Consider the following 22,781-nt stretch of genomic DNA (forward strand, 5'->3'; position numbering starts at 1 on the left):
CGGCGCTCACAGGGCTTCGAAGCCGTCGGTGTCCACGTGGTGTTCGAGCACCGCGCCGGTGTGCACCTCGTAGTACCAGCCGCGCACCCGCAGCCGGCCGTCCGCGAGCCGCTTCTCCACGCAGGGGTAGGAGCGCAGCCGCAGCAGCTGGGCGAGGACGTGGTTCTGGACCGCGAGGGCGACCGTCGGGTCGTTCGGGTCGGCGGCTCCCGGCTCGTCCGCCGCGTGCGCGAGCCAGTCGCGTACGGCGGGTACGGCGTCGAGGTCGTCGCCGCGCACCAGCGCGCCGACCGCGCCGCAGTGGGAGTGGCCGCAGACGACGACGTCCTGGACGCCGAGGACCTCCACCGCGTACTCGATGGTGGCGGCCTCGCCGGTGGGGCGCTCGGAGCCGTACGGCGGGACGATGTTGCCCGCGGTGCGCAGCTCGAAGAGCTCGCCGGGACGGGCGCCCGTGATCAGCGCGGGGACGACCCGCGAATCGGAGCAGGTGATGAACAGGACCTGCGGGGACTGGCCTTCGGCGAGCTTGGCGAACTCCTCAGGGCGCTGTCCGAACGTACGGGCGTTGTCGATGAGGGGCTGCATGACGTGGTGACTCCTCCTGGCGCGCTGTGGGGGCGCGTCGGATGTGCAAAACAGGACAGGTGGGGGAAGTGCGAACTGCTGTTCTGCTCTGCTCGGTGAGCGGGTCTCCGCTCGGCGAGCAGAGGGAGTCGCCCTCAGCAGCGGAAGACCTGGAGCGCCGCCGGGGAGTGGCCCGCCGAGGATCTCGACGAGCGGTGATGGGGTTCGGCCGGGCGGCCCGGTGGGTGCTCGGCCGCCGGGTCCAGCGCCAGCAGGGCGCGCTCGGGCTCCTGGGGGGCCGAGGCGGCGGTGGCGGTGGCGCGGTGACGGTCGCGGGAGCGCAGGGGGTCCGCGGGGCCGCCGTGGCCGCAGTCGCGGACCGTGACGAACTCGTCGCGCAGCGGCTTGCCGGCGGGTGTGATTCCGGTCTTGGTCTTGGCCTCTGCCTGACGCACCGTGTGCGCGTGTGCGAAGGATGACGTGGGTGCGAAGAACGGGAGGGCGAGCAGGACGGCGGCGAGGAGCGCGAGTGCGGTCCGGGCCGTCGCACCTCGGAACATGGGCCCCCCTCCCGGCTGTGCGCACGTCTAGTACAGACCAATGACGGGTCAATGGTTGGTCAAGAAACACGTTAACCCTGCAAAGTTGTTTGCAGGGTTAACGCGGCGTTTCGGGAAGAAGTGCGCCTCAAAAGCGAGGGGTATGTGGCGCGAACTAGTCCTTGACCAGCCGCTTGGCGTCCCGGGCCAGCGCGGTGAGCCGGGAGATCGCGCGGAAGTACTTCTTGCGGTAGCCGCCGTTCAGCATCTCCTCGCTGAACAGCCGGTCGAAGGGGAGCCCGGAGGCCAGCACCGGGACCTCGCGGTCGTAGAGCCGGTCGGCCAGGACGACGAGCCGCAGCGCCGTCGACTGGTCGGGAACGGGCTGCACATCCGTGAGACACACCGCCTTCAGGCCATCGGCGAGCGCTCCGTAACGGCTCGGGTGGACCCGGGAGAGATGCCCGAGGAGGTGCGGGAAGTCGTCGAGCGAGGCCCCCGGGGTGGCGTACGCCGTCTTCGTCACCTGTTCGTCGGAGTACGGCGCCGGAGCCTCGGGCAGACCGCGGTGGCGGTAGTCCTCGCCGTCGATGCGCAGGGTGCGGAAGTGCGCGGACAGGCCCTGGATCTCGCGCAGGAAGTCGACGGCCGCGAACCGGCCCTCGCCGAGCTTGCCGGGCAGGGTGTTGGAGGTGGCGGCCAGCGCCACCCCCGCCTCGACCAGCTTGCCGAGCAGCGACGACACGAGCACGGTGTCGCCCGGGTCGTCCAGCTCGAACTCGTCGATGCACAGCAGCCGGTGCCCGGAGAGCGTACGGACCGTCTGCTGGAAGCCGAGGGCGCCGACCAGGTTGGTCAGCTCCACGAAGGTGCCGAACGCCTTCAGCCCGGGCTCGGCCGGGGTGGCGTGCCAGAGGGAGGCGAGCAGGTGGGTCTTGCCGACGCCGTAGCCGCCGTCGAGGTAGACCCCGCGCGGGCCGGCCGGCGCCTTGGGGGCCTTCGCCCTGCCGAAGCCGAGGAACCCCCGCCGGGCGCCGCCCACGGCGTGCGCCCCGCCGAGCCCGCCCGCGAAGCCCTCCAGGACCGACACGGCCTCGGTCTGGCTGGGCTGGTTCGGGTCCGGGAGGTAGGTGCTGAAGCGCACCGAGTCGAAGCGGGGCGGCGGCACCATCTCGGCGACCAGCCGGTCCGCCGGGACGTACGGCTCAAGGGCGCACAGGGACAGCGGGGCCACGTCGGCTATCTCGTCGACAGGGGCGGAAGGGGAGGAGGACGACACGGTTCCCCATGCTAATCCGCGTGCCAGACTGCGAGGCATGCGACGGCTGTTCCCTGTGACCGACCAGACACCGCCCCCGGCTCCGGATGACCGGGAGTGGAGCCTCGACGAGCTCGCCGAGGCCTACGCCTATCCCGAGCCCCCGCCCGGGGAGCCGCGGCCCTGGCTGCGGGCCAACATGGTCTCCACGCTCGACGGCGCCGCCCAGCACGACGGGCGCTCCCAGCCCATCTCCACCGCGGCCGACATGCGGATCTTCGGCACGCTCCGGGGGCTCGCGGACGTCGTGGTCGTGGGCGCGGAAACGGTACGGCAGGAGGGGTACCGGCCGGCCCGCGCGCGGGCGGAGTTCGCGGGGCGGCGGGAGGCGGCCGGACAGGCGCCCGCACCCGCGATCGCCGTGGTCACCGCCAGCCTGGACCTGGACCTCTCGTTGCCGCTGTTCACCTCGCCGCTGGTGCCGACCCTGCTGCTCACCGGTGCCGCGGCCGCCCCCGACAAGGTGGCCGCGGCCGAGAAGGCGGGGGCGCGGGTGGTGATCGCCGGTGACGGGATGGGCGTGGACCCCGCGCGGGCCGTCGCGGCCCTCGCCGGGCTGGGGCACACCCGGCTGCTGACCGAGGGCGGGCCCCGGATGCTGGGGCAGTTCGTCGCCGCCGGGGTGCTGGACGAGCTCTGTCTGACCGTCTCCCCGATGCTCACCGCGGGGGACGCGCAGCGCATCGCGGGCGGGCCCTCGATCCCGGTGCCGCAGCGGTTCGCACTGGTGTCCCTCCTGGAGGAGGGGGGTTTCCTGTTCGGCCGCTATCGGCGGTCCTGACATCGTTCAGGGGTACCAGTGGTCCCGAAAATGGCGGAATGGATCGTTCCGCTTGGCTTCGGGCGGGCACACTGAAACTCGCAGTCCCCGTGAGATCACGGGGCAGGATGGTTTCCGCAGAAGGGGCGGCGTCCGGTGTTCACAAGCGTTCTGATGATCGAGAAAGCACTGACCTCAGCCGACGTGGAGTTCGTCACCACCCTGCACGGGGACGAGGACGTCGCCTTCCACGTCCTGCTCCAGCCGCGCGGCGACCAGGCGGACCGCCTGCTGCGGGCCATCGACGACGTCGCCCTCGGCGAGCTGGACGAGGCGGCGCGGGAGCGGGAGACGCCGGAGGGGGCAGAGGCGAAGGGGTTCGGGGAGCGGGCGCTGGAGGTGTCCTTGCAGGCGCTTCACGCCTCCGGCAGCGAGGCGTCGGGACGGTTGGTGGAGGACCACCCCTTGGATGCGCTGAAGACTCTTGTGGGGGAGGTGGAGGCGGACGAGGTGATCGTGCTGACCGATCCTCACTATGTGGAGGAGTTCTTCCACCGGGACTGGGCCTCCCGGGCTCGGCACAAGGTGGGGGTGCCGGTGCTGAAGCTTTTCTCGCACAGCAAGGTGTAGCCGCGGGGTTCCCCACGCCCTGGGTCGGCCGCAAGAGCCCGTGCCCCATAAAGTGGGGGCGCTCATCACCGTCGTACGCACCCCTGGAGAACACGCATGGCACCCGGCCTCCCCACCGCCATGGACCGACCGCACTTCATCGGCATCGGCGGCGCCGGGATGTCGGGGATCGCGAAGATCCTCGCCCAGCGCGGGGCGAAGGTGGCCGGCAGTGACGCCAAGGAGTCCGGGACCGCGGCGGCGCTGCGGGCCCTCGGCGTCACCGTGCACATCGGGCACGCGGCGGAGCATCTCGCGGACGACGCGAGCTGTGTCGTCGTGTCCTCGGCCATCCGCAAGGACAACCCGGAGCTGGCCCGCGCGGCCGAACGGGGGATCCCGGTCGTGCACCGGTCCGACGCGCTCGCCGCGCTGATGGAGGGGCTGCGGCCGATCGCGGTCGCCGGTACCCACGGCAAGACCACCACCACGTCCATGCTGGCGGTCTCGCTCTCCGAGCTGGGCCTGAAGCCGTCGTACGCGATCGGCGGCGACCTGGACGCCCCCGGCTCCAACGCGCTGCACGGCGACGGCGAGATCTTCGTCGCCGAGGCGGACGAATCGGACCGCAGCTTCCACAAGTACGCACCCGAGGTCGCGATCGTCCTCAACGTGGAGCTGGACCACCACGCCAACTACGCCTCGATGGACGAGATCTACGAGTCCTTCGAGACCTTCGCCGGGAAGATCGTGCCCGGCGGCACGCTGGTGGTCTCCGCCGACCAGGCGGGCGCCCGTGAGCTGACCCGGCGCGTCGAGGGCGTGCGGGTGGTGACGTACGGAGAGACCGAGGACGCCGACGTCCGGGTGCTGTCCGTCGTACCGCAGGGGCTGAAGAGCCTGGTGACGGTGGTGCTGGACGGGCGGGAGATCACCTTCACGGTGTCCGTGCCCGGCCGGCACTACGCGCTCAACGCCGTCGCCGCGCTGACCGCGGGGGCCGCCCTCGGTGTCCCCGCCACCGAGCTCGCGCCCGCGATCGCCGCGTACACGGGCGTCAAGCGGCGCCTCCAGCTCAAGGGCGAGGCGGCCGGAGTCCAGGTGATCGACTCCTACGCCCACCACCCCACCGAGATGACCGCCGACCTCGAGGCGATGCGCGCCGCGGCCGGGGACGCCCGCATCCTGGTCGTCTTCCAGCCGCACCTGTTCTCCCGGACACAGGAGCTCGGCACCGAGATGGGGCAGTCCCTGGCCCTGGCCGACGCCTCCGTCGTCCTCGACATCTACCCGGCCCGCGAGGACCCGGTCCCGGGGGTGACGAGCGCGCTGATCATCGACGCGGGCCGGGCGGCCGGCGCCGACGTGACGGCCGTGCACGACAAGGACGAGGTGCCCTCCGTGATCGCGGGAATGGCGAAGCCCGGTGATCTCGTTCTCACCATGGGCGCGGGCGACGTGACCGACCTGGGCCCGCGCATTCTGGACCGTCTTTCGAACTGAGGGGCTGAGAATCGTGTCGTACGACGTCGAGAAGCCGGACGAGCAGTGGCGGGCGGAGCTGACGCCGGCCGAGTACGCCGTGCTGCGCCAGGCCGCGACGGAGCCGGCCTTCACCGGTGAGTACACCGACACCAAGACCGAGGGCGTCTACTCCTGCCGGGCCTGCGGCGCCGAACTGTTCACCTCCGGCACCAAGTTCGACTCGCACTGCGGCTGGCCGTCCTTCTTCGACCCGAAGGACACCGACGCGGTCGAGCTGATCGAGGACCGCTCGCACGGGATGCTCCGCACCGAGGTGCGCTGTGCCCGCTGCGGCTCCCACCTCGGGCACGTCTTCGAGGGGGAGGGCTATGCGACGCCCACCGACCAGCGCTACTGCATCAACAGCATCTCGCTGCGGCTGGCGCCGGACGCGGGCTGAGGCCGGCGCCTGACGCCGGTCACAGCAGCTTGCGCTGCACCATCGCCGACAGCACCAGCATCCCCGGCAGCAGGGGCAGCCAGACGGTGAGGGTGCGGTAGCCGATCACGGTGGCGGTGGCCAGGGCGAGCGGGGTGCCGTAGCCCGCCAGGGTGAGGATCAGGGCCGCGTCCACCGGGCCGATACCGCCCGGGGCGGGGACGGCGCCCGCGGCGGTGCTGGCGGCGAGGAACGCGAACAGCAACTGCGGCCAGGACAGGGGCAGGTCGAGCGCCTTGCCCACCGAGGCGACCACGCTCGCCTGGATCAGCGGGGCGGCGGCGGCCCCGCCCCACAGGGGCAGGAAACGGCTCGGACGCGTGTGCAGATGGCGCGCGTCCGTGAGCGCCGTACGGACGAACTCCATGACCGGGCCGCGCACCGCCCGCACCAGGGCCAGGACCACCGCGGCCCCCGCGGGGACCAGGAGCAGTCCGGCCACCGCGCCCAGCAGGGTCCGGCCGTCGGGGACGAGCGCGGCCGGGCGGACCGCGCTGGGGGCGAGCAGCAGGAAGGCGAGCACCACCGGGGTCTTCGCCACCGCTCTGACCAGGGAGTACAGGGCGATGGAGGCGGTCGCCCGAGGGAGCGGCACGCCCTGGCGCCGGAGGAAGCGGACGGTCACCGCGTGGGCGCCGATGCTCGCGGGCAGGACGTGGTTCGCGGCGCCCGCGGCGATCTGTGAGGCCACCAGCGACCCCGGCGGCAGCCGGTCGGGGACCGCGCCCTGGCGGACACAGGCGGCGGCGACCGAGCCGAGGTAGGTGAAGACCAGGCCGGCCAGCAGCCACCACGGGTCGGCACCGGCCAGCCGGGCGGTGCCGTCGCGTACGGCGTGCCAGTCGACGGCCGCCCACACGCCCAGGTACAGCACGGGGAGCAGACTGACGGCGTGGCGGGCGAAAGGGCGGAAGCGCCGGAAGCGGCGGGGGAGCGCGGTGGCCGGCGGGGTCGGGGTGAGGGCGGTGGGGAGCTGGGGCGGGGTGGCGGGAGTGGCGGGCAGCAGGGTCACGGCGCACGTCGTCCTTCCGCGGCGCCACGGTGGCGCCGTACAGGCCCTGGGCGGGGAGGGGACGGGGGAGAAGTTTCCCCTCCGGTGTGACGGCGCGGTGTCCGGGAGCCGACGAGGTGCGGGCGGAGGGGCGACCGGGGTGCGGTGCGGCTGTGGGAGTTCTGCCCTGACCGGGTACGGCTCATCCCGTCGGCGCCGCGGTTCAGGCGCGTCCCAGGGGCAGCCTCAGCAGGAACGCGGTGGACTCCGGGGTCTCGGCGAGCTCCAGCGTGCCGCCGTGGGCGCGGACCAGGGAACGCGCCACGGACAGACCGAGTCCGCTGCCGCCGCGGTCGCGGCTGCGGGCCTTGTCGACGCGGTAGAAGCGGTCGAAGACCCGGTCGCGGTCGCCGGGCGGGATGCCGGGACCCCGGTCGGTGACCCGGACGTGGGCCGTGCCGGGCGAGGCGGAGACCTCGATGCTCACCGGGGTGCCGGGCGGGGTGTGCACGGCCGCGTTGGTGAGGAGGTTGTCCAGGACCTGGCGGATGCGGTGCGGGTCCATGCGCAGGGGGACGGCGGCGGGGCCGGGGACGAGCGTCAGCGGGTGGCCGGGGTGACTCGCGCGGAAGGCGTCGGCGGCCTGCCCGACCAGCTCCACCAGGTCGGCGACCTCCATCCTGAGCGGGGTCTCCACCTCCGCCGCGTCCAGCCGGGCCAGCAGCAGGAGGTCGTCCAGGAGGACCCCCATCCGGGCGGCCTCGGCGCGCAGGCGGGCCAGGTGCTTGTCGCGCTCCTCGGGGACGTTGGCGGCCGCGTACTGGAAGAGGTCCGCGTAACCGCGTACCGACATCAGCGGGGTGCGCAGCTCGTGCGAGGCGTCCGCGACGAACCGGCGCAGCCGCTGCTCGGCCTGCGCGCGCACGGCGAGCGAGTCGTCGATGTGCTCCAGCATGGTGTTGAAGGCGAGGCGAAGCTCCTCCACCTCCGGGCCGCCGCCCGCCCGGTCGGCGCGCAGCGGCAGCCGGGACGCCGACTCGGTCAGGTCGTGGGAGGTGATGCCGTGCGCGGTGTGCGCCATGTCGCTGAGCGGATTCAGCCCGCGCCGCAGCATGGCCCGCCCGAACACCACCAGGGCCGCCAGCGCGAGCGCGAACGTGACGACCTGGATGGTGATCAGGTGCTGCACGGTGTTGTCGATGTCCTCCATGGGCGCGCCGCTGACCAGGACCACCCCCGGCTCCACCTCGCAGGCGCGCAGCCGGTAGACGCCGTCGCCCCGCAGGGACTCGGTGCGCACCACCTCGTGGTCGGCGAGGGTCTGCGCCCGGGCCAGGGTGGTGAGGTCGTCGATGTCCTCGGGCACGTCGCCGGGGTCCTCCGGCTTGCGCAGCACGGGCGTGCCGTCGCGTACGTCGTACACGGCGTAGTACCAGCCCCAGTACTTCTTCCCGGCCAGGCTGCCGGAGTCGACGATGCTCTTGGACTGGGCGACCTGGGCGATCGCGAGCTGCTCGTTGAGCTGGGCCGACAGATAGTCCCGCATATAGGTGGTGAGGGCCGTGCCGACGACGGCGAAGACCACCAGGGCCAGCGCGCCGAGGCTCAGCGCCAGCCGGGTGCCGAGCCGCATCCCGCGGTACGTCCGCCGCAGTCCGCGGATCACTCGGCCGCCGCCTGCCGGATCACGTACCCGAAGCCCCGTACCGTCTGGATCAGCGGATCGTCGCCGGTCATGTCCAGCTTGCGGCGCAGCCGGCTCACCACCAGCTCCACCACGTTGGAGCGGCCGCCGAAGCCGTACTCCCAGACGTGGTCGAGGATCTGCGCCTTGGTCAGCACGGTCGGCGACTTGCGCATGAGATAGCGCAGCACCTCGTACTCGGTGGGGGTGAGCGTCAGCAGCCTCCCGGCGCGGCGGACCTCGCGGGTGTCCTCGTCCATCGTCAGGTCGGCGACCCGCAGCACGGAGCGCTGGAAGCCGGGCCCGGCGCTGCGCCGCAGCACGGTCCGCAGCCGGGCCATCAGCTCCTCCACGGCGAACGGTTTCACCAGGTAGTCGTCCCCGCCCCGGGTCAGCCCCGCGACCCGGTCCGCGACCCCGTCCCGGGCCGTGAGGAACACCACCGGCACCATGGTCCCCGACTGCCGCAGCCGGTCCAGGACGCCGAAGCCGTCGATGTCGGGCAGCATCAGGTCCAGCACCACGATGTCCGGATGGAACTCGGCGGCTCGGCGCAGCGCCTCCTCACCGGAGTTCGCGGTGACCGCGCTCCAGCCCTCGTAGCGGGCGACCGTCGCCACGAGATCGGCGATCGGCGGGTCGTCGTCCACGACGAGGAGTCGTACTTTTTCCACCCGCTCATACTGCGCCACCCGCGCCCCGGCGCCAGACCCGCGTCCGGCCCCGCGCACAGATCGATAAACTCTTGAAAGTTGTACGACAGCAAATCGACAGCCAAGCACGGAGAAGCTCTGTGTTCTGAGGACCCGATCAAGGAGTTTCCGTCCGTGACGACCGTCCAGTCGCCTCCCGTTCCCCCCACGGCGATACGTCCCAAAGTAGTGGCCCGCACCGGCCTGTACGCCGTGCTGGCCGTGAACGCGGCCGTCGTGACCCTCTTCGCCGTCCAGGCCGGCTTCGCCTCCAACGCGCTCGTCGTGATCGGCCGGTTCGCCGGTCTGTACGGCGCGCTGCTGATGGCGTTCCAGCTGCTGCTGGTGGCCCGGCTGCCCTGGCTCGACCGCCGGATCGGCATGGACCGGCTGACCAACTGGCACCGCTGGACCGGCTTCGGTCTGCTGTGGACGCTGGTGGGCCATGTGGTGTTCATCGCCTTCGGCTACGCCGAATCCTCCTCGATGAATCCGGTCAGCCAGCTCGTCGACCTCGCCGAGACCGTCGAGGGCGTGCTGCGCGCCACGGTCGCCCTGGTGCTGATCCTGGTCGTCGGCGGCGCCTCCGCCCGCTGGGCCCGCCGCCGGCTCGCCTACGAGACCTGGCACTTCGTCCACCTGTACACGTACGTCGCCGTGGTGCTGGCCTTCACCCACCAGGTCGCGGTCGGTACGACGTTCACCGCCTCCTCCGCCGCCACCGCGTACTGGTACGCGGTGTGGGGCGTCGCCCTCGGCTCGGTGGTCCTCGGCCGGGCGGTCCTGCCGCTGTGGCGCAACTGGCGTCACCAGCTGCGCGTCGAGAAGGTCGTCCCCGAGTCGGACAACGTCGTGTCCGTCTACATCACCGGCCGCGACCTGGACCGGCTGCCCGCACGGGCCGGCCAGTTCTTCCTGTGGCGCTTCCTGACGAAGGACCGCTGGTGGCAGGCGAACCCCTTCTCCCTGTCCGCCGCCCCCGACGGCACCCGGCTGCGGCTGACCGCCAAGGCCGCCGGTGACGGCTCCGCGGGCCTGCGCCACCTCAAGCCCGGCACCCGCGTCTTCGCCGAGGGCCCCTACGGCGCCTTCACCACGATGCACCGCACCCGCCCCGAGTCCCTGCTCATCGCCGGCGGCGTCGGCGTCACGCCCATCCGGGCGCTGCTGGAGGAGATCGACGGCCACGCGGTCGTCGTCTACCGCGTCGGCGGCGAACGCGACGCCGTCCTCTACGACGAGCTGCGCGACCTCGCCGTCGCCAAGGGCGCCGAGCTGCACCTGGTCACCGGTCCGCCGGTGCCGGACCGGCTGGCGCCGCGCGAACTGGCCGCGCTGGTGCCGGACATCGCCGAGCGGGACGTCTTCCTGTGCGGACCGCCGCCCATGATGAACGCGGTGCTGGGCTCCCTGCGCGAGCTGGACGTGCCCAGGACGCAGATCCACTTCGAACGCTTCAGCCTGGCGGGATGAGGAAGAAACAGTGAAGCGAGCCATCCCCGTCCTGGTCCTGAGCGTGGCGGGCCTGATCCCCGTCTGGCGCTACGAGCCGTCCACCGCGGCCTCGTCCTCCTCCTCGTCCGTGGCGGAGTCGGGGACCACCCCCTCCACCTCCGCCTCGGGCACCACCTTCACCGGCACGACCGTGACCACCGAGAAGGGCGACGTCCAGGTCCGGGTGACCTTCGAGGGCGACACGATCACGGCTGTGAAGATGCTGAAGCAGCCGAACCATCCGCAGACGACCGCCGCGGTGCCGAAGCTGATCTCTCAGACGCTGGAGGCGCAGAGCGCGGACATCGACACCGTCTCCGGCGCGACCCTCACCAGCGACGCCTACAAGGAGTCCCTCCAGGCCGCGATCGACGAGCAGGCGTCGTCCGCCTCGGCATCCCCGTCGGCGGCTGCTTCTTCTTCCTCTTCCCGGACGGTCTCGGGTTCCACCGTGACCACGGAGAAGGGGGACGTCCAGGTCCGGGTGACCTTCGAGGGCGACACGATCACGGCCGTGAAGATGCTGAAGCAGCCGAATCACCCGCAGACCACGGCGGCGGTGCCGAAGCTGATCTCTCAGACGCTGGAGGCGCAGAGCGCGGACATCGACACCGTCTCCGGCGCGACCCTCACGAGCGACGGCTACAAGGAGTCCCTCCAGGCCGCGATCGACGCGAAGGGCTGACATGCACAGGGTCGAGCACGTCATGGGCTTCCCCGTCTCGCTGCGCATCGACGACGAGCCGGTCCCCGAGGGGGCCGCGGACGCCGTCTTCGCCTGGCTGCGGGAGGTCGACGAGCGGTTCAGCCCCTTCAAGGAGGGCAGCGAGGTGTCCCGCCTGGACCGGGGCGAGCTGTCCCGCGACGAGGTGAGCGCCGATCTCGCCGAGGTGCTCGCCCTGTGCGAGGAGTACCGGGTCGCCACCGGCGGCGCCTTCGACGTACGGCTGCCCGGACGGGGCCTCGACCCCTGCGCGGTGGTCAAGGGCTGGTCGGTTCAGCGGGCGGCGGAGCTGCTGACCGGCGCCGGGATCAGCCGCTTCTGCCTCAACGCCGGGGGTGACGTGGTCGTCTCGGGCGGGCCCTGGCGGGTCGGCGTACGGCACCCCCAGCTCGCCGACAAGGTCTGCGCGGTGCTGGAGCTGACCGACGCGGCGGTCGCCACCTCCGCGCGCTACGAGCGCGGCGACCACATCCTCGACGGCCGCACCGGTCTGCCCGCCACCGGCCTCGACAGCCTCACTGTCGTCGCCGCGACCCTCACCCTCGCGGACACCGTCGCCACGGCCGCGTTCGCACAGGGCGCGGAGGGCGTGGAGTGGGCGGCCGGCCGGGCGGGCTGCGAGGTGTTCGCGGTGCTGGAGGGCGGCCGCGTGCTGCGCACCCCGGGCTTCCCGACCGCGGGGGAGCGGACCGCCGCCCGGGTCCTGTCGGCCTAGGGTCTCTCGCCGGAGGCTTCGGAAGCTCTCGACTTCCTCAAGTCGTGCTTGGCGTGCGGTCCGTGCGGGGCATCCCCCAGCCACACAGCTGCACAGCGAGAGGCAACGGGGGGCAGGAGAGATGGAGTTCTTGGTGATCGTGGGGTTCGGGCTCGTCGTGATGTTCGTGGTCGGGGCCCTGAGCGGGACCGGATCCTCGCGCCGTCGGCGCAGGGGCGGCTGGGGAGACGGCGGCGGGGGCGGCTGCGGAGACGGGTCGTCCTGCGGGGGCGGTTCGTCCTGCGGCGGCGGTGGCTGCGGGGGCGGTGGCGGAGGCGACTGACACCCCGGACCTGCCGGCGGGCGGGCCACCGGATGGGTGTTCCGGTGGCCCGCCCGCGTGCGGTGGGAGGGGTCAGCCGACGTCGGAGGCGTCCAGGCGGTACAGACCGCTGTAGTCGGAGACCGCCGTTCCGTGCTTCTTGACCCAGGTCGAGATCTCGGTGTTCGACGAGCCCTGGCCGCTGTCGCCGACCACGATGTAGCGCAGCTTGCCGGACTTCACCAGGGACTTGAGCTTGGCGAGGGTCATCGCGTTGTCGGAGCCGGACCAGCCGCCCATCGAGATGACCGGCTGACCGGACTCCAGGATGATCGAGGAGGCCGTCTGGTCGGTGGCCACCGCCACCAGCCAGGTGGCGCCGTCCTGGTGCTTCTTCAGGTACGTGATCATCGCGGAGGAGACCTGGCTGCCGCCGCCCATGCCGCCACCGCCACCGGTGCGGCTCGTGTCCGTGCCGGACTCGGCGGACTCCGTGCCGGACCCGCTGGCGGAGGGGGCGGTGCCCGACGGGGGCACGCCCGTCGACCCGCTGGCGGTGCTGCCCGAGCTGTTCGTGTCGCCGGTGGTGCCGCCCGGTCCGCCGTCACCGCTCGGCCGCTGGCCGCCGCCCATGCCGCCCCCGGTGCTGGGACCGGCCGTCGGGTTGGTGCCGTTGGTGCTGGAGGTCGCCGCCGAGACCGAGTAGGCCGCCGGACCGGCGAGCAGGGCCACGACCGCCGCGAGGGCCGCGACGCCCATCAGCCGGTGCCGCCGGGTGAAGCGGCCGGCCAGCAGGCCGAGGACGGACAGGGCGCCCAGGGCGGCCACCACGATCTCCGCGACCGTGTACAGCGTGCCGGAGCCGGAGACCCGCTGGAGCAGTACGACCGCCCAGACGGCGCTCGCCGCGATCGCGGCCGGCAGCACCCAGCTCCACTTCGCCGCCGGGCCCTCACGGAAGGCCTGGTACAGCATGACCCCGCCCGCACCGGCCAGGGCCGCGACGCCGGGCGCCATGGCGGTGACGTAGTAGGGGTGGAAGGTGCCCTCGGCGAGGGCGAAGGTCAGGTAGTGGAAGACGAACCAGCCACCCCACAGGAGCAGGGCCGCCCGCCTGGCGTCGGTGCGGGGAGCCCGGCCGCGCAGGACCAGACCGGCCACCAGGGCGATCGCCGCGAAGGGGATCAGCCAGGAGATCTGGCCGCCCATGATCTCGTTGAACAGCCGGTACAGGCCGGCCTCGCCGCCGAAGCTGGCGCCGTTGCCCTGCGAGCCCACCGACGAACTCGCGCCGAAGATCCGGCCGAAGCCGTTGTAGCCGATGACCAGGTCCCAGACCGTGTTGTCGGTGGAGCCGCCGATGTAGGGGCGGGAGGAGGCGGGGATCAGGTCGACGACCACCATCCACCAGGCGCTGGAGACGACGAGCGCGACCGTGCCGACGGCGAGGTTGCGGATCCGGCGGCCGAGGGAGGCGTTCGCGGCCCACAGGTAGACCAGGAAGAACGCGGGCAGGACGACGTACGCCTGCATCATCTTGGTGTTGAACGCGAAGCCGATCGCGACCCCCGACCACACCAGCGGCAGCAGCCGGCCGGTGCGCACGGCCTTCAGCAGGGCCGCCGCGCCCAGCAGCATCAGGAAGACGAGGACCGGGTCGGGGTTGGTGTCCCGGGTGATGGCGACGGTGATCGGGGTGAGGGTCAGGGCGAGGGCGGCGATCGTCGCCGCGACCGGGCCGAAGTCCCGCTTGACCAGGCGGTGCAGGAGGGCGACCGAGCCGACCCCGACCGCGACCATCGGCAGCATCAGCTGCCAGGTGCCGTAGCCGAACACCCGGGCCGACAGGCCCATCACCCACAGGGCGAAGGGGGGTTTGTCGACGGTGATGAAGCTGCCGGCGTCCAGGGCGCCGAAGAAGAACGCCTTCCAGCTCCTGGTGCCGGAGTAGACGGCCGCGTCGTAGAAGGTGTTGCCGGTGATGGAGGACAGGTTCCAGGCGTACAGGGCCGTCGCGAGGACGAGGATCGCCCAGAGGGCCGGGCGGGCCCAGCGCGGGTCGTCGGGGGCGCCGGTGAACAGGCGCCGGGCGCGGGCGGCGAGGCCGGAGCCGGCGCCGTCGGCGGGCGGGGCCGCCCGGTGACGGGGGCCGTCCTCCCGGGACGGGGCGGGCGGCGGGGCGAGGGTCGTCATGACGCGTACTCCAGGTGGGCGTTCGCCCCGGCGGGCCGGGCGGTGGGGACGGGGGATGCGGTCGTGGTGGTGCGCGCGGCGGGCACCTGCGGGGTGCTCGTGCGGCGGGGGACGGCGGGGACGCGGGTGCGGCCGGTGAGGGTGGAGCGGAGCATCCGACCCATGCCCAAGAGGTCGTCGACGGCCGTGCGGACGATGTCGACGCGGCTGTCGGGGTCGTCGGTCCAGTCGACCGGCACCTCGTGGATGCGCAGCCGGTTGCGCTGGGCCAGCACCAGCAGTTCGGTGTCGAAGAACCAGGCGGTGTCCTCGATGTGCGGGGCCAGGGCCCGGAAGACCTCGGCGCGGACGGCTTTGAAGCCGCACTGGGCGTCCGAGAAGCGGGCGCCGAGACCGGCCTTGAGCAGGGTGTTGTAGGAGCGGGAGACGAACTCCCGCCTGGCGCCCCGGACCACGGCCGACTGCCGGTGCAGCCGGCTGCCGATCGCGAGGTCGCTGTGGCCGGACAGCAGCGGGGCGACCAGGGGGAGGAAGGCCTCCAGGCCGGTGGAGAGGTCCACGTCCATGTAGGCGACGACATCCGCCGCGGACCGCGACCACACGTGCTTCAGGGCGCGGCCCCGGCCCTTCTCCTCCAGCCGCTGGGCGTGCACGTGCGGCAGACGCAGGGTCAGGTCGGTCGCCACGCTCCAGGTGGCGTCCGTGCTGGCGTTGTCCGCGATCGTGATGCGGAACGGGAACGGGAAGGAGTCTTCGAGGTGTGCGTGGAGACGGGCGATGCTGTCGGCGAGGACGTGTGCCTCGTTGTACACCGGCACCACGATCTCGACCGACCGGCGCCGGACGCCTCCCGCGTTCGTTGCGTTCATGGCCTCGACGATGGAGGCCGTCTCTGGGCAATCCCTGAGCCGCCTCTGAGGGGAGAGTGAGAATCAGCGGACTCACAGGTCAGGCACAGCGGGCGGGGATTGAAGCGCGCCATACACCCGCTGCCCGTCTGAAACACAACCGGTCTAGACTCTCCCCGCAACAGTCCGAACTCGGGTGGTCGAGAGCGGGCGGGAACGGCCAGACCCGAAGGGTGTTCGGCGTTTTGATACGGATAGATTCAGTCACCAAGCGGTACCCGGACGGCACGGTGGCGGTCGACCGGCTCTCCCTCGAGATACCGGACCGCGCGATCACCGTCCTCGTCGGCCCTTCCGGATGCGGCAAGACGACGACCCTGCGGATGATCAACCGGATGGTCGAGCCCAGCGAGGGCACCATCTGGATCGACGGCCAGGACAGCCGGCGGCAGCCCGTCAACACCCTGCGCCGGTCCATGGGTTACGTCATCCAGAACGCCGGGCTCTTCCAGCACCGCACGATCGTCGACAACATCGCCACCGTGCCCCGGCTGCTCGGCTGGAGCAAGGACCGGGCCCGCTCCCGGGCCCGCGAGCTGATGGAGCGCGTCGGACTCGACGCGTCCCTCGCCAGGCGCTACCCCTACCAGCTCTCCGGCGGCCAGCAGCAGCGCGTCGGTGTGGCCCGGGCGCTCGCCGCCGATCCGCCGGTGCTGCTGATGGACGAGCCGTTCTCCGCCGTCGACCCCGTCGTCCGCAAGGGACTCCAGGACGAACTCCTGCGGATCCAGGACGAGCTGGGCAAGACCATCGTCTTCGTCACCCATGACATCGACGAGGCCGTCAAGCTCGGCACCATGGTCGCGGTCCTGCGCACCGGCGGCCGGCTCGCCCAGTACGCGCCGCCCGCCGACCTGCTGTCGAACCCCGCCGACGCGTTCGTCGAGGACTTCCTCGGCGCCGACCGCGGCATCCGCCGGCTGTCCTTCTTCTCCGCCGCCGGACTCGACCTGCTCACCGCGCCGATCGTCGCCGTCGACGCCACCGCCGAGCAGATCGCCCGCGCCGCCCAGGGCGCCCCGTACCTCCTCGTCACCGGCATCGACGGCAAGCCGCTCGGCTGGAGCGAGCCGGGCGCCCTGACCGCGGGGAGCGTCGACACCGGCCGGCTCCTTTCGTACGGACGGCCGTTCGTCGCCGGCGAGGACTCGCTGCGCTCCGCCCTCGACTGCGCCGTGCTCTCGCCCGCCGGCTGGGCGGTCGCCGTGGACGGCGAGGGCCGCGCCACCGGTGTCATCTCCCAGACCGCCATCGCCGAGGCGATCCGCGGCGCGCACGAGGCCGCCCCGGGCGTCGGCGGCACCACCGGCGCGGGCGAGCCGAAGGCCCTGCGATGAACCGCTTCTTCGACATCCCCAGCGACCTCCAGCACGACTGGATCGGTCTCGTCGGACTGCATCTGCGCGAGGCCCTGCTGCCGGTCCTCGGCGGCCTGCTGCTGGCCCTGCCGATCGCCCAGCTGTGCGTGCGGCTGCGCTGGTTGTACCCGCCCGTGCTGTGGGTGACGACCGTGCTCTACGCCATCCCGTCGCTCGCCTTCTTCGTCGTCCTCATCGACTACACCGGCCAGACCGAACTGACGGTGATGATCCCGCTCACCGTCTACACCCTGGTCGTGCTGGTCCCGGCGATCGTCGACGGCGTCCGCTCGGTGCCGCAGGAGACCCTCGCCGCCGCGACCGCGATGGGCTTCGGGCCCGTACGCCGCTACGTCCAGGTCCAGTTGCCGATCGCCACGCCCGCGATCGTCGCCGGGCTGCGGGTGGCGACGGTGTCCAGCATCAGCCTGGTCAGCGTCGGCATGCTGATCGGCAACCAGGGCGCGCTCGGCAACCTGCTGCACGACGCGCAGATCTACAACCGGCCCGAACTCGCCTGGAACTCCGTGCTCACCACGGCGGCCCTCGCCGTCCTGGTGGACGCCCTGCTGGTCGGCGTACGGGTCCTGCTCACCCCCTGGATGCCGAGCGGATCGGGCGCGACCCGCACCCGGAAGGAGGCCACGGCCCGGTGAACGTCCTGCACTTCATCACCTCCTTCTTCACCGACGGCGCCCACTGGTCGGGCTACGACGGCATCCCCACCCGTCTGCTGGAGCACCTCCAGTACTCCCTGGAGGCGCTCGGTCTCGCCGCCCTGATCGGACTGCCCGTCGGCCTGGTCACCGGGCACTACGGCAAGGGCGGCAACACCCTCACCCTGATCGCCACTGCCGCGCGGGCCCTGCCCACCTTCGGTCTGCTGGTGCTCATCGTCATCATCGCCGGCTTCGGCATGCTGCCCGTGATGATCCCGCTGGTCGTGCTCGCCGTCCCGCCGATCCTCGTCACCACCTACGAGGCGGTGCGCTCCGTCGACCGCTCCCCGGTGGACGCCGCGCGCGGCATCGGCATGTCGGAGACCCGGATCCTGCTCCAGGCGGAACTCCCGGTCGCGCTCCCGCTGATCCTCGGCGGGCTGCGCTCGGCGGCCATCCAGATCGTCTCCACGGCCACCATCGCCGCGTACGTCGGTCTCGGCGGCCTCGGCCGCTACATCGTCGACGGGCTCTACCAGCACGACTACGAGAAGGTCGTCGGCGGCGCCACCCTGGTCGCGGCCATGGCCCTCACCACGCTGGGCATCTTCTGGGCGCTGGGCCGCGTGGCGGTGTCGCCGGGGGTACGGCGAGCGGGCTGAGCAGTCGGGGGGGCGCCGGGGGAGGCGCCCTGAAGGGGCGCGGGGAACGGCGCGACCGGCCACAACCGGCCCGCGGTTCCCCACCCCCCTGTCGGCCTGCCTACCCGCCGCTCCGGGCGAGCGCCTGCTCCAGCACCACCAGCAGAGCGTCCCGCACGGACCCGCGCTCACGTGCGTCGAACACCAGCACAGGGACGCCCTCGGAGACGTCGAGGGCCCAGCGGACCTCGTCGAGCGAGTGCTCGACCTTGCCGTCGAAGGCGTTCACGGCCACCGCGAACGGGATCTGCCGGTGCTCGAAGTAGTCCACGGCCGCGTAGCAGTCGTCGAGCCGGCGGGTGTCGACGATGACCAGACCACCGACCGCGCCCTCCACGATGTCGTCCCACATGAAGCCGAAGCGTTCCTGGCCGGGCGTGCCGAACAGATACAGCTTCAGCGTCGGGTCGATGGTGATGCAGCCGAAGTCCATCGCCACGGTGGTCGTGGTCTTGCGCGGGGTGTGGCTGAGGTCGTCCACCCCCGCCGCGACCTCGGTGATGGCCGCCTCGGTGGTGAGCGGCTCGATCTCGGAGATGGAGCCGACGGCGGTGGTCTTGCCCACGCCGAAGCCGCCCGCGATCACCAGCTTCACCGGCAGCGGCGGCCGCACGGCGGCCTGGCCGGCGGCCGGACGGGCGAGCGGTTCAGTCGGAGTCACGGAGTACCCCCCGGGAGTCGGGGATGGCCCGCAGGCCATCGATAACCCTGCGCAGGACGGACGCGTCATGGGTGACGCCGGAGTCGGGCACGTGCACCGAGAGCTGCCCCACCGAGCGCAGGTCCTCGGCGAGGACCCGCACCACGTTCAGGTGCAGCCGCAGCCGTGCCGCGATCTCCGCGATGGACTGCGGCACCCGGCAGGCGGCGACGATGTCGTGCTGTTCGAAGGAGAGCCGGCCGAGCGCGTCGATCCCCTCGGTGGTCGCCACCAGCTGGGTCTCCACGGGCATCGCCCGTCCGGACGCGGCCTCGCCCGCGCCCGCGACCCGGCCCGCGGTCACCAGGAAGGGCCGTACCGCGGGTGCGGGGCCGACCGGGCCGGCCGGGGCGAGGGGTTCCTCGCCGGGGCCGTGCGGGCTTTGGCCGTCCGCCATCGGTGTTCGCTTCCTCTGCCGGTGGCCGCGGTCAGCGGGTCCGGGTGGCGCCGACGCTGTTCTTCAGCTCCAGGACGAGCTGCGGGCTCAGCGCGGCGCCGGCACGGTTGGCGAACACGGTCATCTCGTAGGCGATGTTGCCCAGCTTGGCCTCCTTGTCGGTGACCACGCCGAGGACGGCGCCGCTGCCGATCGCGGAGACCAGGACGTGGCCGCCCTCCAGATCGATGATGACCTTGTTCAGGCCGCCCAGGCCGTAGTTGCCGGAGGCGCCCGCGGCGAGGCTGGTGATGCCGGAGACGATCGCCGCGAGGCGCTCGGAGTCGGCGTGCTCGCGCAGCTCCGACACGGCGATCAGCAGGCCGTCGGAGGACACCGCGATGGCGTCCACGACCCCCGCGGTCTCGGTGGCGAAACGGTTGAGCAGCCAGGTGAAGTCGGCTGCGGCAGCCCGCAGATCGGTCGGCGTGGTGTCTCCGGTGGGAGTTCCACCTGTCGACGTGCTCACTGCTCGGCTCCTTCCGGAAGGTGGTTCTGGTGGTGCGGGGGGTTCCGGCGCTCGTCCGGGACCCGTCGGTCGTGCGGGCTGTCGGTGTCGCGGTGGGCGCGTTCCACGGCCGCCTCGAACTCCTCCAGCGCGCTGCGTACGGCGTCCGCGTCGGCGGGCCGCGCCGCCTGCCGCGCCATTGCGGCGGACGCGTCCACGGTGGTCCGCAGGGTGGCCCCCCGCACCCGCCGCCGCAGCGGCCGGGCCCCGTCGGCGGCGGCCGGACGCTCCTCGCCACGGGCGGCCGGGGTGCCGGCCGCCGGGCCGGCGGGACCGGGGGTACGGGCGTGGGCCGCGGAGGACGCCGCGGCGGCGCCCGGCGCGGGACCGGAGGCGGAAGCCGGGACGCCGGCCGTCGGGTCCGCCGCCCGTCCGCCGGACGCCGACGGGGTGGTCGGGTCCGCCGTACGGCCGTCGTGTGCCGAGGCGGACGTCCGGGGAGCCGTACGGCCCTCCGCGGACGCGGAGGCCCAGGTCGTGGTCCGTCCGTCGGCCGCCCCGGTGCCGTTCGACACGGCGGCCGGAGCGGTGGTGTCCGGTGCCGTCGTGGCCGTCGTGGCCGTCGTGGCCGTCGTGGCCGTCGTGGCCGTGCGGCGGGGCAGGGCGGGGGCTTCCGTGAAGGGCTCCTCGGCGGTACGGCGGGGGGCCGCCGTCTCCGGGGCCGCGCCGTCGGCCGCCGTCGCCGGCTCGGGGTCCCGCTCGGCCCAGGAGGGCTGTTCGCGGCGCGGGACCCGGCGCGGGAGCGAGGTCGCCTCGTCGCCCGTGACGGAGGCCGCGGAGGCGGGGGAGGGACCGGCGGAGGGGGCCGACGGGGCCGGGAGGGGCTGGGCCGCGGCGGTGGGCACCCCGACCTCGCTGAGTGTCAGCAGCAGCGTGGCCGGGATGCGGACCTCGGCCGTCACACCGCCGCCCGGGGTACGCGACAGGGTGACGTCGACGTCCCAGCGGCGGGCCAGCGCACCGACGACGAACAGACCGAGCACCTTCGTCGGCACGAGGTCGAGCCGCTCGCGGCGCACCAACCGGGCGTTCTCCTCGGCCAGCCGCTCGGCGCTCATGCCGAGACCGTGGTCGGAGACGGTGATCGAGGCGCCGCCCTGGTCGGAGCCGACCCGCACCTCGACGGGGCTGCCCTCCGGCGAGAACGACACGGCGTTCTCCAGGAGTTCGGCGATCATCAGCGTGAGGTCGCCGACGATGTCGGGCTCCACCACGGCCTCGCCGCGGGCGTACAGCTGCACCCGCTGGTAGCCCTCGATCTGGCCGAGCGCGGCGCGCACCACGTTGGTCAGCTCGGTCGGACCGGAGTCGAGGACGGTCTCGCGGATGCCGGCCAGCAGCATCAGGCTGTCGGCGTTGCGGCGCAGGCGGACCGCGATGTGGTCGATGGAGTAGAGCCGCTCCAGCAGCGCCGGGTCGGTCTCCCCGCGCTCCACCCAGTCGATCAGCGCGAGCTGGCGGGTCGTCAGGTTGGAGACGCGGCGGCCGACGTTGCCGAACATCTCGGCGACGTTGCGCCGGCTGAGCACCTGGCGCTCCAGCAGCGCCGCCGCTGTCGTCTGCACGTTGTTGAACGCCTCGGCCAGCTCACCGATCTCGTCGTCCGCGGTGACCGGCAGCTCGCGCAGCCGCGGCGAGCCGGTCTCCTCGGCGTCGTCGTCGGCGACCCGGGCGAGCTCGCGCCCGGCGACGTCGGCGACCTCCTGCGCGGCACCGGTCAGGGCCAGCACCGGGCGCACCACGGAGCGCCGTACGAGGATGGAGAACGCGATCCACAGGGCGAAGCAGACCAGCGCGAGGTTGAGCAGCAGACCGGCGCGCCACTGGGCGCTGACGGAGGCGTCGTCGGCGCGGTCGGCGATCTGGTCGATCAGCGAGGTGGTGATGTTCAGCCGGGCATCGGCCTGCGCGCTGTACTCCGGGTACGAGGCGAGGGCCACCCGGAACGCCTTGCGGATGTCCGCCTGGGACTCGGCCTGCAACGCGCTGGGGTCGACGGCCAGTTCGGCGAAGTGCTGGCTGATGGAGGCCTGCGCGGAGTTGTGCTCGATGCCGCCGAGCTTGTCGGCCTGCGCCGCGGAGGCGAACCGGCCGAAGCGATCGGCCTGGTAGGTGTACAGCTCGTACGAGCCGACCGCGCCGGTGTACTCGATCAGCGCGTTGCTGTCGCCGGTGCGTGAGGAGAACACACCGGTCTCGTAGGCGCCGTGGGCGGCGTCGGCGCGCAGCAGCGAGTCGAGCAGGTTGCCGGTGAAGGTGCTGGCCAGGTTGGAGTCGCGGTCCAGGCCCAGTCCGTCGATGACGGCGTCCGAGGCGCCGGAGTACGCCGGGTCGATGTTGTCGGCGGGCAGATAGCCCTGCTCGATCGTGGTCCGCAGACCCGCCAGGCCCTCGATCCCGCGCAGCGCCTGCGCCTCGCTGTCCGGCAGCCGGTCGCCGAAGGCGTCGACCACTTTGCGCACCTGGGTGTCCACGGCGAGCTGCGCCTTGCGGTAGGCGTCCGTGGAGGGGGTGCCGCCGTCGAAGGACGCCTGGTGCCGCACCGAGAGCAGGATCGCCTGCTGGTGCTCGTTCTGGAGGTCCGAGACGAGCCGGGCCACCTGGGTGCTGTTCCGCACCAGCTGGGCGGCGTTCTCGGCCTGGTTGGACTCCTGCACCAGCTCGGTGAAGAGGTACGCCAGCATCAGGGCGATGACCCCGAGCGGGATGCCGACGAGCAGGTTGAGCTTGCGTTGGAAGGGCCACCGGTCGGCGAAGCTCCGCAGCCCCCGGCGCACGGACGACGGTGCCGAAGTCGCTGACCGGGCGGGCGCGTCCACCTCTTTCGTGGACACCGGGCCTCCTTCGAAGGGGTGTTGCGGGCGTGCCGGGCCACGCGTGTGGCCGAATGTGAACGAAACAGCATTCGAGTGGCCCCCGCACACCGCCGTGGCCGGTGCCGACTCCGGCGACGATATCGCT

General features: G+C 72.6%; 22 protein-coding genes. 10 read left to right on the plus strand and 12 right to left on the minus strand.

The window, feature by feature from the left end; translation table 11 throughout:
• Positions 1–6: 6 nt before the first annotated feature.
• The 3 genes from AQJ64_RS01340 to zapE form a co-directional block, all read right to left on the minus strand.
• Positions 7–588, minus strand: a complete 582-nt coding sequence (locus AQJ64_RS01340) for a carbonic anhydrase (RefSeq protein ID WP_059202323.1) — start codon at positions 586–588, stop codon at positions 7–9.
• Positions 589–722: 134 nt separating this feature from the next.
• Positions 723–1,127 (minus strand): hypothetical protein, encoded by a 405-nt coding sequence (locus tag AQJ64_RS01345; RefSeq protein ID WP_059202324.1) that lies wholly within the window; start codon positions 1,125–1,127, stop codon positions 723–725.
• A 154-nt stretch (positions 1,128–1,281) separates the two neighbouring features.
• Positions 1,282–2,424, minus strand: coding sequence for a cell division protein ZapE (gene zapE, locus AQJ64_RS01350; RefSeq protein WP_063808068.1), 1,143 nt, complete (start codon positions 2,422–2,424; stop codon positions 1,282–1,284).
• Here zapE and AQJ64_RS01355 point away from each other — a divergent pair.
• The 4 genes from AQJ64_RS01355 (at position 2,423) to msrB (ending at position 5,717) form a co-directional block, all read left to right on the plus strand.
• A complete protein-coding gene (locus AQJ64_RS01355; protein ID WP_059202326.1) occupies positions 2,423–3,205 on the plus strand; it encodes a pyrimidine reductase family protein in 783 nt (260 codons plus the stop codon). The two genes, zapE and AQJ64_RS01355, sit on opposite strands and share 2 nt — an antisense overlap.
• 135 nt (positions 3,206–3,340) lie before the next feature.
• A complete protein-coding gene (locus tag AQJ64_RS01360) occupies positions 3,341–3,814 on the plus strand; it encodes an indole-3-glycerol phosphate synthase (RefSeq protein WP_211286455.1) in 474 nt (157 codons plus the stop codon).
• A 96-nt stretch (positions 3,815–3,910) separates the two neighbouring features.
• Positions 3,911–5,296, plus strand: coding sequence for a UDP-N-acetylmuramate--L-alanine ligase (gene murC, locus AQJ64_RS01365; protein ID WP_059202327.1), 1,386 nt, complete (start codon positions 3,911–3,913; stop codon positions 5,294–5,296).
• 13 nt (positions 5,297–5,309) lie between these two features.
• A complete protein-coding gene (msrB, locus tag AQJ64_RS01370; RefSeq protein ID WP_059202328.1) occupies positions 5,310–5,717 on the plus strand; it encodes a peptide-methionine (R)-S-oxide reductase MsrB in 408 nt (135 codons plus the stop codon).
• Positions 5,718–5,736: 19 nt separating this feature from the next.
• Here the strand turns inward: msrB and AQJ64_RS01375 are convergent, their stop codons facing one another.
• The 3 genes from AQJ64_RS01375 to AQJ64_RS01385 form a co-directional block, all read right to left on the minus strand.
• Complete coding sequence (locus tag AQJ64_RS01375) at positions 5,737–6,768, minus strand: lysylphosphatidylglycerol synthase transmembrane domain-containing protein (RefSeq protein ID WP_059202329.1); 1,032 nt, start codon at positions 6,766–6,768, stop codon at positions 5,737–5,739.
• 202 nt (positions 6,769–6,970) lie between these two features.
• Complete coding sequence (locus AQJ64_RS01380) at positions 6,971–8,413, minus strand: sensor histidine kinase (RefSeq protein ID WP_055638323.1); 1,443 nt, start codon at positions 8,411–8,413, stop codon at positions 6,971–6,973.
• On the minus strand, positions 8,410–9,105 hold the full coding sequence (locus AQJ64_RS01385) for a response regulator transcription factor (protein WP_079061406.1): 696 nt from the start codon (positions 9,103–9,105) through the stop codon (positions 8,410–8,412). The genes AQJ64_RS01380 and AQJ64_RS01385 overlap by 4 nt, the downstream gene beginning before the upstream one ends.
• Positions 9,106–9,258: 153 nt before the next feature.
• On the opposite strand from AQJ64_RS01385, the gene AQJ64_RS01390 reads away from it, so the two are divergent.
• From AQJ64_RS01390 to AQJ64_RS01400, 3 genes are read left to right on the plus strand one after another with little or no spacing between them, the layout of a single operon-like run.
• Entirely contained in the window at positions 9,259–10,596 is a 1,338-nt protein-coding gene (locus AQJ64_RS01390) for a ferredoxin reductase family protein (protein WP_055638325.1), read from the plus strand.
• A 10-nt stretch (positions 10,597–10,606) separates the two neighbouring features.
• Positions 10,607–11,302 (plus strand): FMN-binding protein, encoded by a 696-nt coding sequence (locus tag AQJ64_RS01395; protein ID WP_055638326.1) that lies wholly within the window; start codon positions 10,607–10,609, stop codon positions 11,300–11,302.
• Position 11,303: 1 nt separating this feature from the next.
• On the plus strand, positions 11,304–12,056 hold the full coding sequence (locus AQJ64_RS01400; protein ID WP_055638327.1) for an FAD:protein FMN transferase: 753 nt from the start codon (positions 11,304–11,306) through the stop codon (positions 12,054–12,056).
• 394 nt (positions 12,057–12,450) lie between these two features.
• Here AQJ64_RS01400 and AQJ64_RS01410 read toward each other — a convergent pair whose 3' ends face one another.
• Positions 12,451–14,550, minus strand: coding sequence for an ArnT family glycosyltransferase (locus tag AQJ64_RS01410; RefSeq protein ID WP_059202330.1), 2,100 nt, complete (start codon positions 14,548–14,550; stop codon positions 12,451–12,453).
• Positions 14,547–15,419: a dolichyl-phosphate beta-glucosyltransferase gene (locus tag AQJ64_RS01415; protein WP_059202331.1), complete on the minus strand. Its 873-nt coding sequence runs from the start codon at positions 15,417–15,419 to the stop codon at positions 14,547–14,549. Before AQJ64_RS01415 ends, AQJ64_RS01410 begins: the two co-directional genes overlap by 4 nt.
• 224 nt (positions 15,420–15,643) lie before the next feature.
• Here AQJ64_RS01415 and AQJ64_RS01420 point away from each other — a divergent pair, with 224 nt between their 5' ends.
• From AQJ64_RS01420 to AQJ64_RS01430, 3 genes are read left to right on the plus strand one after another with little or no spacing between them, the layout of a single operon-like run.
• Positions 15,644–16,795: an ABC transporter ATP-binding protein gene (locus AQJ64_RS01420; protein ID WP_079061407.1), complete on the plus strand. Its 1,152-nt coding sequence runs from the start codon at positions 15,644–15,646 to the stop codon at positions 16,793–16,795.
• Positions 16,792–17,472, plus strand: coding sequence for an ABC transporter permease (locus AQJ64_RS01425; RefSeq protein ID WP_055638952.1), 681 nt, complete (start codon positions 16,792–16,794; stop codon positions 17,470–17,472). Before AQJ64_RS01420 ends, AQJ64_RS01425 begins: the two co-directional genes overlap by 4 nt.
• Positions 17,469–18,137 (plus strand): ABC transporter permease, encoded by a 669-nt coding sequence (locus tag AQJ64_RS01430; RefSeq protein ID WP_055638953.1) that lies wholly within the window; start codon positions 17,469–17,471, stop codon positions 18,135–18,137. The genes AQJ64_RS01425 and AQJ64_RS01430 overlap by 4 nt, the downstream gene beginning before the upstream one ends.
• Before the next feature lie 100 nt (positions 18,138–18,237).
• Here AQJ64_RS01430 and AQJ64_RS01435 read toward each other — a convergent pair whose 3' ends face one another.
• From AQJ64_RS01435 to AQJ64_RS01450, 4 genes are read right to left on the minus strand one after another with little or no spacing between them, the layout of a single operon-like run.
• Positions 18,238–18,837, minus strand: a complete 600-nt coding sequence (locus AQJ64_RS01435) for a GTP-binding protein (RefSeq protein WP_059202332.1) — start codon at positions 18,835–18,837, stop codon at positions 18,238–18,240.
• Entirely contained in the window at positions 18,824–19,273 is a 450-nt protein-coding gene (locus tag AQJ64_RS01440; protein WP_059202333.1) for a DUF742 domain-containing protein, read from the minus strand. Before AQJ64_RS01440 ends, AQJ64_RS01435 begins: the two co-directional genes overlap by 14 nt.
• 31 nt (positions 19,274–19,304) lie before the next feature.
• Positions 19,305–19,781 carry a roadblock/LC7 domain-containing protein gene (locus AQJ64_RS01445; RefSeq protein WP_059202334.1) on the minus strand — a complete coding sequence of 159 codons (477 nt, stop codon included), beginning with the start codon at positions 19,779–19,781 and terminating at the stop codon, positions 19,305–19,307.
• Positions 19,778–22,654 carry a sensor histidine kinase gene (locus AQJ64_RS01450; protein WP_059202335.1) on the minus strand — a complete coding sequence of 959 codons (2,877 nt, stop codon included), beginning with the start codon at positions 22,652–22,654 and terminating at the stop codon, positions 19,778–19,780. Before AQJ64_RS01450 ends, AQJ64_RS01445 begins: the two co-directional genes overlap by 4 nt.
• Positions 22,655–22,781 lie beyond the last annotated feature (127 nt).

This window comes from Streptomyces griseoruber (assembly GCF_001514205.1).
GTDB lineage: Bacteria > Actinomycetota > Actinomycetes > Streptomycetales > Streptomycetaceae > Streptomyces > Streptomyces griseoruber.